Annotated in this window: 13 protein-coding genes; 1 reads left to right on the top strand and 12 read right to left on the bottom strand. The window is 49.5% G+C overall.

The annotated features are described in order from the left end of the window. Positions 1 to 33: 33 nt before the first annotated feature. The 5 genes from GJV52_RS12115 to GJV52_RS12095 form a co-directional block, all read right to left on the bottom strand. Complete coding sequence (locus tag GJV52_RS12115) at positions 34 to 480, bottom strand: GNAT family N-acetyltransferase (RefSeq protein WP_100562964.1); 447 nt, start codon at positions 478 to 480, stop codon at positions 34 to 36. 67 nt (positions 481 to 547) lie between these two features. Continuing rightward, on the bottom strand, positions 548 to 1,297 hold the full coding sequence (aroD, locus tag GJV52_RS12110) for a type I 3-dehydroquinate dehydratase (protein ID WP_095502578.1): 750 nt from the start codon (positions 1,295 to 1,297) through the stop codon (positions 548 to 550). A gap of 83 nt (positions 1,298 to 1,380) precedes the next feature. Beyond that, positions 1,381 to 2,160, bottom strand: a complete 780-nt coding sequence (locus tag GJV52_RS12105) for a ferredoxin--NADP reductase (RefSeq protein ID WP_100562965.1) — start codon at positions 2,158 to 2,160, stop codon at positions 1,381 to 1,383. 118 nt (positions 2,161 to 2,278) lie between these two features. After that, entirely contained in the window at positions 2,279 to 3,688 is a 1,410-nt protein-coding gene (gene thrC / locus GJV52_RS12100; protein ID WP_095502576.1) for a threonine synthase, read from the bottom strand. 74 nt (positions 3,689 to 3,762) lie between these two features. Next, positions 3,763 to 4,134 (bottom strand): hypothetical protein, encoded by a 372-nt coding sequence (locus tag GJV52_RS12095; protein ID WP_095502575.1) that lies wholly within the window; start codon positions 4,132 to 4,134, stop codon positions 3,763 to 3,765. Between the two features lie 209 nt (positions 4,135 to 4,343). Here GJV52_RS12095 and GJV52_RS12090 point away from each other — a divergent pair, with 209 nt between their 5' ends. Next, positions 4,344 to 5,648: a replication-associated recombination protein A gene (locus GJV52_RS12090; protein ID WP_095502574.1), complete on the top strand. Its 1,305-nt coding sequence runs from the start codon at positions 4,344 to 4,346 to the stop codon at positions 5,646 to 5,648. 231 nt (positions 5,649 to 5,879) lie between these two features. Here GJV52_RS12090 and yfaE read toward each other — a convergent pair whose 3' ends face one another. The 7 genes from yfaE to GJV52_RS12055 all read right to left on the bottom strand — a co-directional run bounded on the left by yfaE (position 5,880) and on the right by GJV52_RS12055 (position 16,171). Beyond that, on the bottom strand, positions 5,880 to 6,179 hold the full coding sequence (gene yfaE / locus GJV52_RS12085) for a class I ribonucleotide reductase maintenance protein YfaE (RefSeq protein ID WP_095502573.1): 300 nt from the start codon (positions 6,177 to 6,179) through the stop codon (positions 5,880 to 5,882). A 61-nt stretch (positions 6,180 to 6,240) separates the two neighbouring features. Next, positions 6,241 to 7,374 (bottom strand): class Ia ribonucleoside-diphosphate reductase subunit beta, encoded by a 1,134-nt coding sequence (gene nrdB / locus GJV52_RS12080; RefSeq protein ID WP_095502596.1) that lies wholly within the window; start codon positions 7,372 to 7,374, stop codon positions 6,241 to 6,243. 21 nt (positions 7,375 to 7,395) lie between these two features. Next, positions 7,396 to 7,569: a hypothetical protein gene (locus GJV52_RS12075; protein WP_157798105.1), complete on the bottom strand. Its 174-nt coding sequence runs from the start codon at positions 7,567 to 7,569 to the stop codon at positions 7,396 to 7,398. 92 nt (positions 7,570 to 7,661) lie between these two features. After that, positions 7,662 to 9,941: a class 1a ribonucleoside-diphosphate reductase subunit alpha gene (gene nrdA, locus GJV52_RS12070; RefSeq protein WP_095502572.1), complete on the bottom strand. Its 2,280-nt coding sequence runs from the start codon at positions 9,939 to 9,941 to the stop codon at positions 7,662 to 7,664. A gap of 448 nt (positions 9,942 to 10,389) precedes the next feature. Continuing rightward, on the bottom strand, positions 10,390 to 11,859 hold the full coding sequence (locus GJV52_RS12065; RefSeq protein WP_100562966.1) for an efflux transporter outer membrane subunit: 1,470 nt from the start codon (positions 11,857 to 11,859) through the stop codon (positions 10,390 to 10,392). 101 nt (positions 11,860 to 11,960) lie between these two features. Continuing rightward, positions 11,961 to 13,073 (bottom strand): ABC transporter permease, encoded by a 1,113-nt coding sequence (locus GJV52_RS12060; RefSeq protein WP_100562967.1) that lies wholly within the window; start codon positions 13,071 to 13,073, stop codon positions 11,961 to 11,963. Then, positions 13,073 to 16,171, bottom strand: coding sequence for an ABC transporter ATP-binding protein/permease (locus GJV52_RS12055; RefSeq protein WP_100562968.1), 3,099 nt, complete (start codon positions 16,169 to 16,171; stop codon positions 13,073 to 13,075). The genes GJV52_RS12060 and GJV52_RS12055 overlap by 1 nt, the downstream gene beginning before the upstream one ends. Positions 16,172 to 16,217 lie beyond the last annotated feature (46 nt).

Raw genomic sequence — 16,217 nt, 5'->3', positions numbered from 1 at the left:
TGAATACATTAAACTGATTATATTGCCAATTTTTCAGATGGTCTCACGTTTACGCCACACCATATCAATATGCGGAATGCCGTCTTCCAAATATTCATCCGAAACTCTATGAAAGCCCAAAGATTCATAAAACCGCTGTAAATAAAGCTGCGCTTGAATGTGAATTTCCTGCTGGGGGAAACGCTGCTGCACCGCTTGCAAAGCCTGCTGCATCAACACCCTGCCCAATCCCAGCTCCCGAAAAGACGACACCACCAGCACTCGGCCGATTTTTACCAACACTTCTTCCGCGATAATGCGGCAATACGCAGCCAATTGGCCGTCTTGTTCGGCGAACACATGCAGCGCGTGTAAATCTTTTTCATCCACTTCAGGATAAGGACAATTTTGCTCTACCACGAAAACATCGACGCGGCTTTTATAAATTTGCCACAATTCAAGATGGCTCAATTCGGTAAATACTTTAATATGCCAATTCATTTTTGCCTTTCTAATAAACAGGCCGTCTGAAATTCAGACGGCCTTTAATCTATTCATTTAAAATGACTTAAGCCAAAGTATCCAAAATCTGACGCAAATCATTCGCACCAATCTGCCCCGGCGCCGACGCTTTGGCTGCTGCGCCGAAGGTCATGGCCGAGCCAAAGGTTTGTCCGGCCAAGCGGCTAATCACACCGAGCTTGCCCATCGACATGGTGACAATCGGTTGCTTGGTAGTTTGGTACACTTCCTGCGTGGCATCCAGCAAGGTCAATACATCGGCAGCGCTTTGTGGCATCACCGCGATTTTACAAATATCCGCACCCAAGCTTTCCATTTTTTTCAGACGGCCTGTAATCTCTTCTTTTGCCGGTGTTTTGTCAAAATCATGATTGCACAACAAAGCGGCCACACCTTTAGCCTTTGCAGCCTGCACCGCTGCTTGCACTTTTTCATCACCGGCAAACAGTTCAATATCAATAATATCCACCAAACCCGATTCAATCGCACGGTGAACCAAGTCGAAATAATAATCGTCGCTGCACGGGCATTCGCCACCTTCTACTGCACGGCGGAAGGTAAACAGCAGCGGCGTATCCAGCAAGGCTTGGCGTACCATTTTTGTCTGCGCCAACACGGCTTCGGCATCAGCAGCTATGTCTAAAAAATCGGCACGAAATTCCACAATATCGAAGCTCAATCCTGCCAAACCGGCAATCGCTTGTTGCAGGCCGTCTGCATTTTTAGCCACCAACGGCACGGCAATTTTGGGGCTGCCTGCGCCCAGTGTTACGTTTTTGATTTGAACGGTATTCATTTTTTCTCCTTTATTTTGAATGAAAGGCCGTCTGAAAGCATATTTGTTCAGACGGCCTTATGAAGGCTAAACGCAGTCAGCGATTATTGATCGACAAACGCGCGCTCAATTAAATAATCGCCACGTTGGCCGACTTTTGGCGACGGGGTCAGGCCGAAGCTGTCGAGAATGGCCGCGGTGTCTTTGTTCATCGCAGTGCTGCCGCACAACATTGCACGGTCGTCTTGCGGATTCATCGGCGGCAAACCGATGTCTTCAAACAATTTACCACTCTTCATCAAATCGGTCAGGCGGCCTTGGTGTTCAAATTCTTCGCGCGATACAACAGGATAGTAAATCAATTTTTCTTTCACCATCTCGCCCAAGTATTCATGCTCCGGCAATTCTTTGGTGAAATGGTCGTAATAAGCCAAATCTTGCTTGTAACGCACGCCGTGCACCAGAATCACTTTTTCAAATTGCTCATAAATTTCAGGGTCTTTGGTCACGCTCAAGAATGGTGCCAAGCCGGTGCCGGTGCTCAACAAATACAAGTGTTTGCCCGGATTCAAGTCGCCAGCCACCAGAGTGCCGGTCGGCTTTTTGCTGATCAACACTTCATCGCCCACTTGCAAATGCTGCAAACGACTGGTCAAAGGACCATCTTGCACTTTAATGCTGAAAAATTCCAAATGCTCTTCCCAGTTGGCCGATGCCACACTGTAAGCGCGCATCAAAGGCTTGCCATCGACCATCAGGCCAATCATCACAAATTGGCCATTTTCAAAGCGCAATGATTCGTCGCGGGTACAAGTGAAAGAGAAATAAGCATCGGTCCAGTGATGCACTGACAACACTTTTTCAGTATAAAATTTTGATGACATGAATCTTTTCCTATGAACAAAAGCCGTTGCCGGCACTTTCTAATATTTTGACAATAATCGTTTTCAATCATGCTTCAGGCCGTCTGAATCCATTAGGTTCAGACGGCCTAATGAGCGATTAATCCAAGGCTTTGCGGATGATGTTTTTCACCAGCTCGGCATCGTTTTTCACCACTTCAACGCGTTGCGGCAAATCTTCCAAACCTTCCAAGCCGGCCGGACGCGGAATGGTCACATCGCCCACCGCTTCGTAAATGGTTTGGTCGAACTTGGCTGCCAAAGCGGTTTCCAAGCAAACAATAGTCTCGCCCGCTTCACGCACGTCACGCGCCACTTTTACGCCGTCGGCGGTATGTGGGTCGATCAGTTCACCGTCTTGCTCGTACACTTGGCGGATGGTATCCAGGCGGTCGGCGTGGGTCGATTTGCCCGATACGAAGCCATATTTTTCGTGAATTTCTTCTAATTGGTCTTTTAAATCAAAGCCTTTACCCGAAGCCACTTCAGCCCACAAACTTTGGATTTTATCGGCATCGCGATCCATCAAATCAAACACAAAACGCTCAAAATTCGACGCTTTGGAAATGTCCATCGACGGGCTGGACGTAACGTGGGTATGTTCGGTGGTGCGCGGTTGGTAACGGCCGGTTTTGAAAAACTCGTCCAATACATCGTTTTCATTGGTTGCCACGATTAAGCGGTGCACCGGTAAACCCATTTGGCGCGCGATATGGCCGGCACACACGTTACCGAAATTACCGCTCGGCACACAGAAGCTTACTTTTTGCTCGTTGCTGGTGGTGGCATTGAAATAGCCGGCGAAATAATACACCACTTGCGCCACGATGCGGCCCCAGTTAATCGAGTTAACCGTGCCGACATGGTATTTGGCTTTGAATTCGGCATCGTTTTGCACGGCTTTTACGATGTCTTGGCAGTCGTCAAACATGCCTTCTACGGCGATGTTGTGAATGTTTTCGTCTTGCAGGCTGAACATTTGCGCACGTTGGAACGCGCTCATTTTGCCTTCCGGCGAGAGCATGAATACATTCACGCCTTTTTTGCCGCGCAAAGCATATTCAGCCGCCGAACCGGTGTCGCCGCTGGTCGCGCCCAAAATATTGACTTGCTTGCCTTCTTTGTTCAACACATATTCAAACGCATTACCCAAAAACTGCATTGCCATGTCTTTAAAAGCCAAGGTTGGGCCATTAGACAACGCTTCGATTTTAATGCCGTCTGAAAGGCTGCGCACAGGTGTGATTTCTTTGGTGCCGAACGCGGCTTCGGTGTAGGTGCGGTTGACAATATCGCGCAAATCATCGCTTGGAATATCAGTAGCAAACAGGCTGATGATTTCAAACGCCAGCTCAGGATAGCTCAGCGTGCGCCATTTTTGCAGGGTCACGTCGTCCACTTGCGGATAATGCTCGGGCAGCATCAAGCCGCCGTCGGGTGCCAAGCCCATCAATAATACTTCGCTAAACGATTTCGGCGCAGTGGCACCGCGCGTGCTGATGTATTTCATGTTTTCTACTCTGTATCTGTTTGAATCATTAAAGATTTCAGACGGCCTGATTGATATTCAGGCCGTCTGAACAATTAATTACCGGTGTAAACGCGTTTTACACAAGCAGTCACGGTTTTGGCGGTCACAGTCGCCAATGCTTGCGTGCGGGTGCTTGGGCTCAAAACCTGCATCATTTCGTTGGCAGTCAGTTGATTAGGCGCTTCTTCGCTGGCGCAGCCGCAAATTTTGCTTTCCCATTCTTCTTGTTTTTCAGCCGACATGGCCAAAGCCACCATGCGCCATTCGTTGCGTTTGTTCAATTCGGTGCGGCATTGGTTTTCCACCGCCATTTTCACCACGCTGCTGCCGATACCGGTGCCGCTGCCTAAGCCGTTCATTGATGTGCCGCTGGCGCATGCGCCCAACAATAAAGCCGACACAGCGGCTGCCAAGATTTTTTTCATTCTGTAACCTTCCAAAAGGAACATTTAAATCAAAATAATAATGGGCGCGGCCATCCCGCCTCAATCGCCCTACTTTGACCGCTCACTGATTAACCAGCGCCACGGTTTAAATTTCCGGCATATTATACAGCAAGGCTCTGAATCATGCGAACGCTTGCGCTATAATATCCGGCAAGAAAACCACAATGCCGTCTGAAACGGAATCTGCCATGAATGATTTATTTACCCGCCAACCCGACGCACCGCTCGCCGAACGCCTGCGCCCGCATTCTTTAAACGAAGTCATCGGCCAGCAGCACTTAATCGGCGAAGGCAAACCGCTGCGCGTGGCGGTAGAAGGCGGCAAACCGCATTCCATGCTGCTGTGGGGGCCGCCTGGTGTGGGCAAAACCACGCTGGCACGCATCCTCGCACAAAGTTTCAATGCGCAGTTTCTGCCCGTATCGGCCGTGTTTTCCGGTGTAAAAGACATTCGCGAAGCCATCGAAAAAGCCGAAATCGCCTTGCAGCAAGGTCGGGCAACGATTTTATTTGTCGACGAAGTACACCGTTTCAACAAAGCGCAGCAAGACGCTTTTTTACCGCATGTGGAAAGCGGTTTATTGACCTTTATCGGCGCGACAACCGAAAACCCATCGTTTGAAGTCAATCCAGCCTTACTCAGCCGCGCGCAAGTGTATGTGTTGCAATCATTATCGGCGCAAGATTTGCAGCAATTGATTGAAAAAGTGCTGGCCTTGCCCGAATATCAAGATTTTGAAATCGATGCGGAAGCGCGCGAATTATTGGTGAACACAGCCGACGGCGATGCGCGGCGTATGCTGAATTTATTGGAACAACTGCTCCGCGCTGCCGCTACACGCCGTCTGAAAACCTTAGACGCTGCATTTCTCGCCGAAAGCTTGGGCGCACAAATCCGCCGTTTCGATAAAGGCGGCGAAAGTTTCTACAACCAGATTTCCGCACTGCACAAATCCGTGCGCGGCTCCCACCCTAATGCCGCGCTGTATTGGTTCTGCCGCATGCTCGACGGTGGCGCCGATCCGCGCTACTTGGCACGGCGCATCGTGCGCATGGCTTGGGAAGACATTGGCTTGGCCGACCCACGCGCCTTTCAGATTGCCAACGATGCCGCCACCACGTTTGAACGACTCGGCAGCCCCGAAGGCGAATTGGCCTTGGCACAAGCCGTGTTGTATTTGGCTTCGGCGGCGAAATCGAATGCCGGCTACAACGCCTACAACCAAATGCGCGCATTTGTGCGCGACCATGCCAGCGATGAAGTGCCGGTGCATTTACGCAATGCCCCGACCAAGCTGATGAAAGAATTGGGCTACGGCCGCGAATACCGCTACGCCCATGACGAACCACACGCCTATGCCGCCGGAGAAACCTATATGCCCGACGGCTTGGATGAGCCTGAGTTTTACCAACCCGTACCGCGCGGCTTGGAAATCAAAATCGGCGAAAAACTGGCTTGGCTGAAATCTTTGGATGATGAAGCTTTGAAGTAAAATGATTGGCAGAGGCCTTTGTAAAATCCCTAGATTTGAGTACAGTTCAAAGTTGCAGCAGCGCAGAAAGCAAAGACAATATCACAAAGATAGGCAAGCTTTCGAGCAGCGCATAACGAAGAAATGTGCCAAAGATAGGGATTTTGCAAAGGCCTCTGGGTGATTTTGAATGATTTGTGATCAAAAGGCCGTCTGAAACCCAATGTTTCAGACGGCCTTTTCAATGATTTCTTACTCTTTGTCAAACAAATCCACATCAAACAAATCCGGCTCGCGAATTTTAGCGTGGCAATCGAGCGTGATGTCTTCCGTGACCCGACAGCAACACGGCAGGATTTCGCCGGGCGTGATAAAGGCCAATGGGAAATCATCATAGCCGACTTTGCCGCTGATGAGCTTCAGACGGCATGAACCGCAATAGCCACTGCGGCATTGGTATTCGACCTCGTGGCCGGTGCGCTCCAGCCCTTCCAGCAAGGTTTCGCCGTTTTGCAGCTCAAAAATTTTGTCGTGTGTGCTAATAATGGCCATAGTTTGATAAAAGGCCGTCTGAAAGAAATGCTCAATCCGACAGCCTTTTGTAAGTGAAGTGTTACAGCTCGAAATCGCCCAAATCGTCGGCGTTGACTTCCGCATCGATTTGACCAATCAGGTAAGAAGAAATTTCCACTTCCTGCGGCGCGACCTGCACATTGTCGGACGACAGCCACGCGTTGATCCACGGAATCGGGTTTTGGCTCGCGCCTTCAAATGCCGGCTTCAAACCCACTGCCTGCATGCGCAGATTGGTGATGTATTCGACGTATTGACCCAAAATTTCTTTGTTCAAGCCAATCATCGAACCGTCTTTAAACAGATACGCCGCCCATTCTTTTTCTTGTTCGGCCGCTTTTTTGAACAATTCAAAGCAATCGTTTTCCAGCTCGGCAGCAATTTCCGCCATCTCCGGATCATCGACACCGGCACGCATCAGGTTCAGCATGTGTTGCGTACTGGTTAAGTGCAAAGCTTCATCACGCGCAATCAGCTTGATGATCTTGGCATTGCCTTCCATCAATTCACGCTCGGCAAAGGCAAACGAGCAGGCAAACGAGACATAGAAACGAATCGCTTCCAATACGTTCACGCACATCAAACACAAATACAGCTTTTTCTTCAACTCGCGCAACGAAACTTCAACCAATTCGCCTTTAACATTGTGCGTGCCCTCACCGAATAAATTGTAATACTGGGTGTATTCAATCAATTCATCATAATAGCAGGCAATGTCTTCCGCACGCGCGATGATGTATTGATTTTGCACAATATCATCAAACACAACCGACGGATCATTGACGATATTGCGGATGATATGGGTGTAGCTGCGCGAGTGGATGGTTTCGGAAAACGACCATGTTTCAATCCACGTTTCCAACTCCGGAATCGACACCAACGGCAACAGCGCCACATTGGGGCTGCGGCCTTGAATCGAATCGAGCAGTGTTTGGTATTTCAAATTGCTGATGAAAATGTGTTTTTCGTGTTCCGGCAGATTGGTATAGTCGATACGGTCGCGCGACACGTCGATTTCTTCCGGACGCCAAAAGAAAGACAATTGTTTTTCAATCAGTTTTTCAAAAATTTCATATTTTTGCTGGTCATAACGCGCTACGTTCACTGACTGGCCAAAGAACATTGGTTCTTTTAATGCATCGTTTGGTGTTTTGGTAAACGTGCTGTATGACATGGTTAAATGATCGCAAGACATTTATTTTGCATCCTTATCTTTAGATAAAGTTTTGACAGTTTTTAAGAAATTTTTATTACATAAAACAATTTTCAGCTGCCTAACTGAATAAGCTAATATAGCAGCTATTAAAACTGTTACTTCTTCATTTTGTCCCAAACTATCAATAATCGAAGGAATATCCATAAAATTCATATATTTCCAATAATGAATATCCTTCTTCAAGAAGCCTAAATTTTGCTTACAGACTTCTCAAAGAAGCTCTGTTAAATCAAATTTTAAGTTCCTTAAATCTTACACGCCCCGCCCGCGCAGCCGTCATCTTGCAAATCAGCCTGCGTATCATCCGCGCCGTCGCGTGTATTGTGGTAATACAGTGTTTTCACACCGTATTTGTAGGCGGTGAGCAAATCTTTCAGCATTTGTTTCATAGAAACTTTGCCGCCTTCGAATTTGCCCGGGTCGTAGCTGGTGTTGGCCGAAATCGCTTGGTCGACAAATTTCTGCATCACGCCCACCAATTTCAGATAGCCGTCGTTGCTTGGCATTTGCCACAGGGTTTCGTAGGCATTTTTCAGATTTTCAAATTCGGGCACGACTTGTTTCAAGATTCCGTCTTTCGATGCCTTTACCGTCACCAAACCACGTGGCGGTTCAATGCCGTTGGTGGCGTTGGCGATTTGCGAGCTGGTTTCAGACGGCATCAAGGCAGTCAGGGTTGAGTTGCGCAAACCGTATTTGACGATGTCGGCGCGCAAGCCTTCCCAATCATAATGCAGCGGCTCTTGGCAGATGGCATCCAAATCTTTTTTGTAGGTGTCAATCGGCAGTTTGCCTTGCGAATAAACGGTTTCGTTAAACAATGGGCAAGTGCCATATTCTTTGGCCAGATTTACCGATGCTTTCAGCAGATAATATTGCATCGCTTCAAAGGTGCGGTGGGTCAGGCCGATGGCGGAATCGTCGCTGTATTTCACGCCGTTTTTGGCCAAGTAATACGCATAGTTAATCACACCGATGCCCAAGGTGCGGCGGTTCATGGTCGCATGGTAAGCGGCTTTTACCGGATAGTCTTGATAATCCAGCAAGGCATCCAAGGCGCGCACGGTCAAATCGGCCATTTCTTCGAATTCGTCCAAGTCGTTCAATGCGCCTAAGTTGAAGGCGGACAAGGTACACAAAGCAATTTCGCCGTTTTCATCGCTGATATTGTTTAACGGCTTGGTCGGCAAGGCGATTTCTAAGCATAAGTTAGACTGTCGCACTGGTGCCACGCTCGGATCAAACGGGCTATGGGTGTTGCAGTGATCAACGTTTTGAATATAGATGCGGCCTGTGCCTGCGCGCTCTTGCATCAATGATGAGAACAAATCGGTGGCCGGTACGCTGCGTTTGCGGATGTTCGGGTCTTGCTCGTATTGGGTGTACAAACGCTCGAATTCGTCTTGGTCGGCGAAAAATGCGTCATATAAGCCCGGCACTTCATTTGGCGAAAACAAGGTAATGTTGCCGCCTTTAATCAGGCGGGTATACATCAATTTATTGATTTGCACGCCATAATCCAAATGACGCACGCGGTTTTCTTCTACGCCGCGGTTGTTTTTCAACACCAGCAGGTTTTCAACCTCAATGTGCCACATCGGATAGAACAAGGTTGCCGCGCCACCGCGCACACCGCCTTGCGAGCAGGACTTCACTGCCGCTTGGAACATTTTGAAAAACGGAATGCAGCCGGTATGCTGCGCTTCACCGCCACGGATTTCGCTGCCCAAACCACGGATGCGGCCAGCATTGATGCCGATGCCCGCGCGTTGTGATACATATTTCACAATCGCGCTGGTGGTGGCGTTGATGGAATCCAAGCTGTCGTCACATTCAATCAATACGCAGCTTGAGAATTGGCGGGTTGGTGTGCGCACACCGCTCATAATCGGCGTTGGCAACGATACTTTAAAGGTAGAAACCGCATCGTAGAAACGCTTCACATAATCCAAGCGCGTGGCTTTCGGATATTTGCTGAACAAACACATTGCCACCAAAATATACAGAAACTGTGGCGTTTCATAGATTTGACGGGTGACGCGGTTTTGCACCAGATATTTACCCTCTAACTGCTTCACCGCAGCGTATGAGAAGGTCATATCTCGGCAATGGTCGATATAGGCATTCAGCTCATCAAATTCTTCGCGTGTGTAGTCTTCAAGAATATGGCGGTCGTATTTGCCCGCTTCGGTGAGTTTGCTTACATGGTCAAACAGATGAGGCGGCTCGAATTCGCCGTAAGCGATTTTGCGCAGGTGGAAAATGGCCAAACGTGCGGCCAGATATTGATAGTCGGGCGAATCTTGTGAAATCAGGTCAGCTGCGGCCTTGATGATGGTTTCGTGAATGTCGTCGGTGCGGATGCCGTTGTAAAACTGAATATGCGATTTCAGCTCGACTTGCGACACCGATACATTATTCAGGCCTTCGGCCGCCCAAGTGACGACACGGTGGATTTTGTCTAAATCAATCGGCTCCAAGCGGCCATCGCGTTTGGTTACTTGCAAGTGAGTGGTTGCATTCATCGTCAAAGTCCTAGCTGAAAACACAAGATACGGTATAAATTAATCTTACGGCACACAATATAATGTATTTCAATCCGACAATCCAGTACTTGACAAACCCTGTTTTTTTGGATTGTTTGCCCGATTCAGATGGCCTGAAGATTTTTACATTTTCACCCTCTTGACAGCCATAATGCAGAAAATTCAAGCCTTCACGAGAAAGCAGTTGAATACGTCATCAAATGGTAAGATCGCTAGAGGCTTATGAAATCAGGTAATTTTGATTTTATCGTATGGCCGTCTGAAAATGGTGAAATAGATTTTTTTGACTGATTTTTGAGCAGATTTTCAATGCGTTAAAATTTGTAAACTTAAAAATATGTGACAAACATGACACGCTGTCAAAAAGGCCGTCTGAAAATCAATTGGCATGATCTAATCCATTTCAGATGGCCTTTATTTATCTATATCAAACACCTGATTCCGATGAATTTATGCTATCCGACCAACCACCACCCAATGCTTTGTAAAGCGACACCAGCATTTGCGCGCGGGCAAGCTGCGCCTGAATCAGGTTTTCCTGCATTTGGTTTTCGTTCAAATGTGCGCGTAAGGCGTGGTCTAAGGTTTTGTAATCGTTGCGGAACAGTTTTTCCGTGTCCTGTGCATGTTGCGCGGCTTGGCGATGAGCGGTTTGCATCAACGCGGTTTGACGCTGCATGGCCTGCACGCTTTGATAGGCGCTATCCACTTCACCTAATGCGGTCAGAAGCTGCTGGTCGTATTGCAATAAGGCCGTCTGAAGGCGGGCATCGGCGGCGGCAATATTGGCTTTAATGCGGCCGTTGGTGAAAATCGGCATTTGAATGCCCACGCTCAACAAGCTTGCCCAACCTTTCAAAGCATCGCTACCATCAATGCCGATGCGCGCGCCTTGTCCCATGAAATTAATGCTGAAACGCGGCAGTAAATCGGCTTTGGCACTGGCCAACTTAGCGGCATAGGCATTCACTTGCGCGGTGTGGGCGCGCAAATCGGGGCGGCGCTCCAGCATACCTTGCGGGGTTTGTCCGCTTGGTGCGGCCGGTTGTTTGGCTAACACATCTACAGCTGATGGCGGCAAGTCAAAGCTTTGCGGCATATTACCTGTCAACACGGCAATGCTGCGTACATAAGCATCATATTCGGCTTGCAACGTGGCGCGTTTGGCTTCGGCGGCGGTGAGCTGCACGCCGACTTCATTCACTTCATAGCCACTGACATGGCCTGCTTTGAAACGCCCTTGCACATATTGCTGCAAGCGTTTGAGCGTGTGAATGCTCGCGTCCGCCACTTTCAGACGGCCTTGTACTGCGCGTGCTTTAAAATAGTTTTCGGCAATATCACCGGCCACCAACATTTGTGCGCCATACACCTGCTCTTGCTGCCCCAAAGCGGCATAATAGGCGGCGTCGGCATCGCTGCGTTTCTGACCGAAAATATCCGGCTCCCACGAAGCGGATACGCCGCCCATTAACTGGTCACCCTTGATATCCATCGTGTCGCTGCCCAATGCACTTGCCTGCGGGATTTGTGCAGCCACACCCGAGAGCGGATTATCGGCCTCGCCACGCACAATGCCGCCCTGGCCGCTCAAGCCGACTTGCGGCCCCAAATCAGCAATAGCAGCCCGACTGGTGGCACGTGCTTCGTTCAAACGGCTGACCGCGATTTTGACATCATATCCTTGCGCCAAACCTTGATCTATCAAACGGTTCAACACCGGATCATGCCAATGCTGCCACCATTGGGCAATTTGTTCGCTGCCTTTTGCCGCTTCGCTTTCGCTAAACGATTGCGGCACACTAATTTCGGAATGAAGCGGAATCTGCGTGCTTTGACAAGCGGTTAAGGCCAGCAACACAGCGGCGCATAAAGCGGATATTTGAATGGATTTCATGGATTGTCCTTTTTTCAGACGGCCTAATTTTCGTTTTGAATGTTTTTAATTTGATTTTCTTTCAGACGGCCTTTTTCCATCTTTCAGGCCGTCTGAAAACATTATCCCCGCTGCTCAAGCATTTTCCTAAAGCGTAGCAATGCGTAGCCCAAAAAGGCCAAGCCCAGCAGCATTAAGGCGAGCATTTGCGGCCACACAATATCCAAGCCCGCACCGCGAAATACCACGTTTTGCGAAAAATTGGCAAATTGCGTTTGCGGCCAATATTCGCTAATCATTTGCGCCGCTTCAGGCATATTGCTGCGTGCTGAAGTCGAACCGGAAAACAGCAGCGTAACCATGTGAATCGGGATAATCAGCAAGCCGAATTGCGCCATACTCGGGGCAACGGTCGCCAGCATCACGCCCAAAGACGCCACGCAAAACAGAAACAGCCACAAGCCCGCCGCATACAGCACGATTGAACCATTAATCGGCACATCCAGCATGTGATGCACAATCAGCCGTACCGACAGCAATTCCACCACCAGAATTACCAAACTGTTGGCCAAAATCTTCGACATCATCAATTCAAAACTATTCACCGGCATCACCAACAGATGCTCAATGGTGCCGCGTTCGCGCTCGCGAATCACTGCCGCGCCGACCAAAATCAGAATCAGTAAAGCCGCATTATTTCCTTCCTGCATAATCGGCAGAAACCACACGCTGTCGCCATTGGGGTTGAACTGGATATTCATCACCGGCGAAACCACCGGCATCGAAGGCGTGCCGACAAATTCCTGAATTTCTCGGTTGATAATTTGGGTCAGATAAGACGAACCCAAACCGGCCTGCGTCATCATGGTCGCATCAGTGAGAAGCTGAACCGACGGGCTGCGTCCGGCCTGAACATCGCGTTCAAAATTCGGGGGAATCTCCAACACAAAAATCAAACTGTTTTTATCCATCAGCTCGTCGGCATCTTCACGTTTCACATCTATTGGTGTGCGAAAATACGGCGGCAAAATAACATCACGGATGCGCAGCGACAAGGTTGAGCGGTCTTGATCGATGATGCCCACGGTGGCATTTTTTACATCGGTGCTGATTTGCGCCGAGCTGATGATTTCGCCGGTGAACATAAATCCAATCAATACCAGCAATACCGGATCGGTCAACAGGCTGCGGAATTCCTTAAACATCAGCGTGACAATATTTCGTAAGGTTCTCATCATTTCTCCTGTTTTTTCAGAAGCATACACGCCAAAATCAACATAGCCGCCGCAAAGGCCGCAATTGCTGCATATTCAGTGGTGTAATCGGCCGTATTTAAGCCTTTGGTAAAACTGCCGACGGTAATATTGCGATACCAAGATGCAGGCATGATTTTACCGAACATGACCGAAGCTCCGCTCATCGCAGAAAGCGAATACAGAAAGCCGGAATAATTGACCGTCGGGATAATCGTGATGATCGCCGCCGCAAAAATCGCAGCCAATTGAGAACGCACAAAGCTGGAAATTACCAAGCCCATGGCGGTTGATGCGGTCACAATCAATACCGTGCCAATCAGCACCCCCAGCAACGAGCCTTTCAATGGCACGCCAAACCAAAACACCAGCATCAGTGCCAAGGCAGCAAAGTTAATCAAGCCGACACCGATATAAGGCAACTGCTTGCCGATTAAATATTGCGACACACTGGCGGGCGATGCATAAAAGTTGGCAATCGAACCAATCTCTTTTTCACGCACCACGCCCACCGCCGCCATCATTGCCGGTACCATAATCAACACCAGCATCACCACACCCGGCGCAATCGCATTGATGCTATTGAAATCTTGGTTATACAGCATGCGCGGTTCCACCACCGCCGGAGGATTCAGATTAATCGGTAAGCCTTGTGCTTCAATTTTGGCGCGACTATATGCACCGACCAAACTGGCCGCATAGCCTTGAATATTCGACGCATTAAACGGCATGGCGCCATCAATATAAAAAGCCACTTCCGGCGATAAACCACGCGCCACATCGCGCCCGAAGCCGTGCGGAATATCCATCACCATCACCGCTTGCGAGCTTTGTAAGGCCGTCTGAATGTCAGCTTCGTTTTGCAAAGGCGGCTGCTCAATGAAATAACGCGAACCGGAAAAATATTCCACCAATTCACGGCTTTTGCTGGTTTGGTCACGGTCGTACACAGCAAATCTTAGGTTTTGCACGTCAAATGACACGCCCCACGCCATCGCTGCCAACATAATCACCGGCCCGAACACGGCAAACACCAAGCGGATTTTGTCGCGGATTAATTCTTTGGTTTCACGCCTTGCAAAAGTGAACACCGTTGCCAGCCAATATTTCAATGATTCGGTATCGCGCTTGTGATGGGCGTTTTCAGACGGCGTGAGCGTATTCAGGCCGTCTGAACGTGTATTAACCGGCTGCTTATCCGTGGCTTGGTTTTCAGACGGCATAGAGATATGTTCCGTAGAAGCAAAGTCATCATTTTGCGGAACCGATTGTTGGTTTGGATTAAACGTATTTTCTGTGCTGCTTTCTGCATGTGATGGCGTATTTTGCGCAGAATGGCTAACAAGGCCGCCTGAAACGGATTCGGTGTCATGATTTTCAGACGGCCTGTCTTGCTGTCTGTCGGCCTGAATCACGCGGGCGGCCAGTTGCGCGGCGGCTTCGCCGTTGGCTGTCGGATTATAAGAAGTTGGCTGTGATGCAGTTGATGGTAGGCCGTCTGAAGCAGCGGGCGCAGATTGGCTGGGGTCGCTTGTTTTTTCACCGGATTCTGTTTCGCCTTCCGCTTCAATCAAATACTGCACAAACGCTTCTTCCAAATCCGGTGCGTTTTGCTCGCGGGTCAATTCTTCCGGCGTACCCACGCCCAACACGCGGCCTTTGTGCATAAAGGAAATGCGGTCGCAACGCTCGGCTTCGTTCATAAAGTGGGTGGAGACAAAAATGGTGATTTTGTCTTCGCGCGAGAGCTTGAGCAAATGGCGCCAAAACATATCACGGGCTGCCGGATCAACGCCCGAAGTCGGCTCATCCAAAATCAACACTTCAGGGTGATGCAGACACGCCGCAGCCAATTGCAGGCGCTGACGAATGCCCAAAGGCAGCGATGACGGCGCAGTATCGGCCACTTCATCCAATTGAAATTGATGCAATGCATCCTCTACCGCCGCTTTGCCTTTGTCACCCAATTGATAAAGTTTGGCATGCAAATCCAAATTCTGGCGCACGCTCAATTCTTCATACAGCGAAAACGCTTGCGACATATAACCCACGCGCATTTTCACGTCGGTGCCGCCTGCATCAATCGGTTTACCCAACAACTCAGCCGTACCCTCAGTGGCTTCCAGCAAGCCGGTGAGCATTTTCATGGTGGTAGATTTACCACAGCCGTTGCTGCCCAAAAAGCCAAAAATCTCGCCTTGCGGAATGGTAAAGCTAACCTGATCGACGGCGGTAAAATCACCAAAACGCTTGGTCAAGCCATGCGCTTCAATGGCCGGCGGCAAATCAGGATCAGGCATAAACGGCGTGATGTTTAAAATGCCTTCGGTCTGTTTTTCTTCCGGCAACATTTTGATGTAGGCTTCTTCCAGCTCTTCGGTGCCATACTCTTCCAAAACCGATTGCGTGGATTGGTTGGACAACAGTTTGCCGTCGTCCATCGCCAACAGCTGCTCAAATTGCTGCGCTTCTTCCACATAGGCAGTGGCGACAATCACCGTCATGCCTTGGTTTTCTTGGCGCAAATCGTTAACCAGCGTCCAGAATTGGCGGCGCGACAAGGGATCGACACCGGTGGTCGGTTCGTCCAAAATCAATAAATCGGGATTGTGTACCAAGGCGCAACACAGGCTTAATTTCTGCTTCATGCCACCGGAAAGTTTGCCTGCCGCGCGGTCGATAAACGGATCCAAACCCGTTGCCGCCACCAAACGCGCAATCCGCTCTTCACGTTCTTGCGCTTTCAAGCCGAACAAACGCGCGTGGAAATCGATGTTTTCATATACGGATAAGGTGCGGTAAAGGTTTTGTCCCAAACCTTGCGGCATATAGGCAATGCGGTGCGACAATTCCCGCCGCGTTTCTTTGTCGGCCATGTCGCCACCCAACACCGACACGTTGCCATCTTGAATCACGCGCACACCGGCAATCAGCGACAATAAAGTCGATTTGCCCACACCATCGGGGCCGATTAGACCCACGGTCTGGCCGCGCTCGATTTCAAGCGATATGTTATCCAGCGCCTGCACTTTGCCGTAGCGGTGGGAAACAGCGGAAAGGGAAACGGCGGTTGTTGTCATGGTTATTTCACTCGTGTGGTTCAGACGGCCTGTGTTGCTTCAAGGC

The sequence above is a fragment of the Neisseria brasiliensis genome, from assembly GCF_009671065.1.
Lineage (GTDB): Bacteria > Pseudomonadota > Gammaproteobacteria > Burkholderiales > Neisseriaceae > Neisseria > Neisseria brasiliensis.
The sequence above is the reverse complement of the archived record's forward strand: the minus strand, read 5'-3'. Positions and strand labels throughout refer to the sequence as shown.

Bases quoted from the DNA above. Each gene is read 5' to 3' on its own strand.
- GJV52_RS12105 (WP_100562965.1), bottom strand. From the start codon at position 2,160: ATGTCATCAAAATTTTATACTGAAAAAGTGTTGTCAGTGCATCACTGG.
- GJV52_RS12065 (WP_100562966.1), bottom strand. From the start codon at position 11,859: ATGAAATCCATTCAAATATCCGCTTTATGCGCCGCTGTGTTGCTGGCC.
- nrdA (WP_095502572.1), bottom strand. From the start codon at position 9,941: ATGAATGCAACCACTCACTTGCAAGTAACCAAACGCGATGGCCGCTTG.
- GJV52_RS12055 (WP_100562968.1), bottom strand. From the start codon at position 16,171: ATGACAACAACCGCCGTTTCCCTTTCCGCTGTTTCCCACCGCTACGGC.
- GJV52_RS12075 (WP_157798105.1), bottom strand. From the start codon at position 7,569: ATGAATTTTATGGATATTCCTTCGATTATTGATAGTTTGGGACAAAAT.
- yfaE (WP_095502573.1), bottom strand. From the start codon at position 6,179: ATGGCCATTATTAGCACACACGACAAAATTTTTGAGCTGCAAAACGGC.
- thrC (WP_095502576.1), bottom strand. From the start codon at position 3,688: ATGAAATACATCAGCACGCGCGGTGCCACTGCGCCGAAATCGTTTAGC.
- GJV52_RS12115 (WP_100562964.1), bottom strand. From the start codon at position 480: ATGAATTGGCATATTAAAGTATTTACCGAATTGAGCCATCTTGAATTG.
- GJV52_RS12095 (WP_095502575.1), bottom strand. From the start codon at position 4,134: ATGAAAAAAATCTTGGCAGCCGCTGTGTCGGCTTTATTGTTGGGCGCA.
- aroD (WP_095502578.1), bottom strand. From the start codon at position 1,297: ATGAATACCGTTCAAATCAAAAACGTAACACTGGGCGCAGGCAGCCCC.
- GJV52_RS12090 (WP_095502574.1), top strand. From the start codon at position 4,344: ATGAATGATTTATTTACCCGCCAACCCGACGCACCGCTCGCCGAACGC.
- GJV52_RS12060 (WP_100562967.1), bottom strand. From the start codon at position 13,073: ATGAGAACCTTACGAAATATTGTCACGCTGATGTTTAAGGAATTCCGC.
- nrdB (WP_095502596.1), bottom strand. From the start codon at position 7,374: ATGTCATACAGCACGTTTACCAAAACACCAAACGATGCATTAAAAGAA.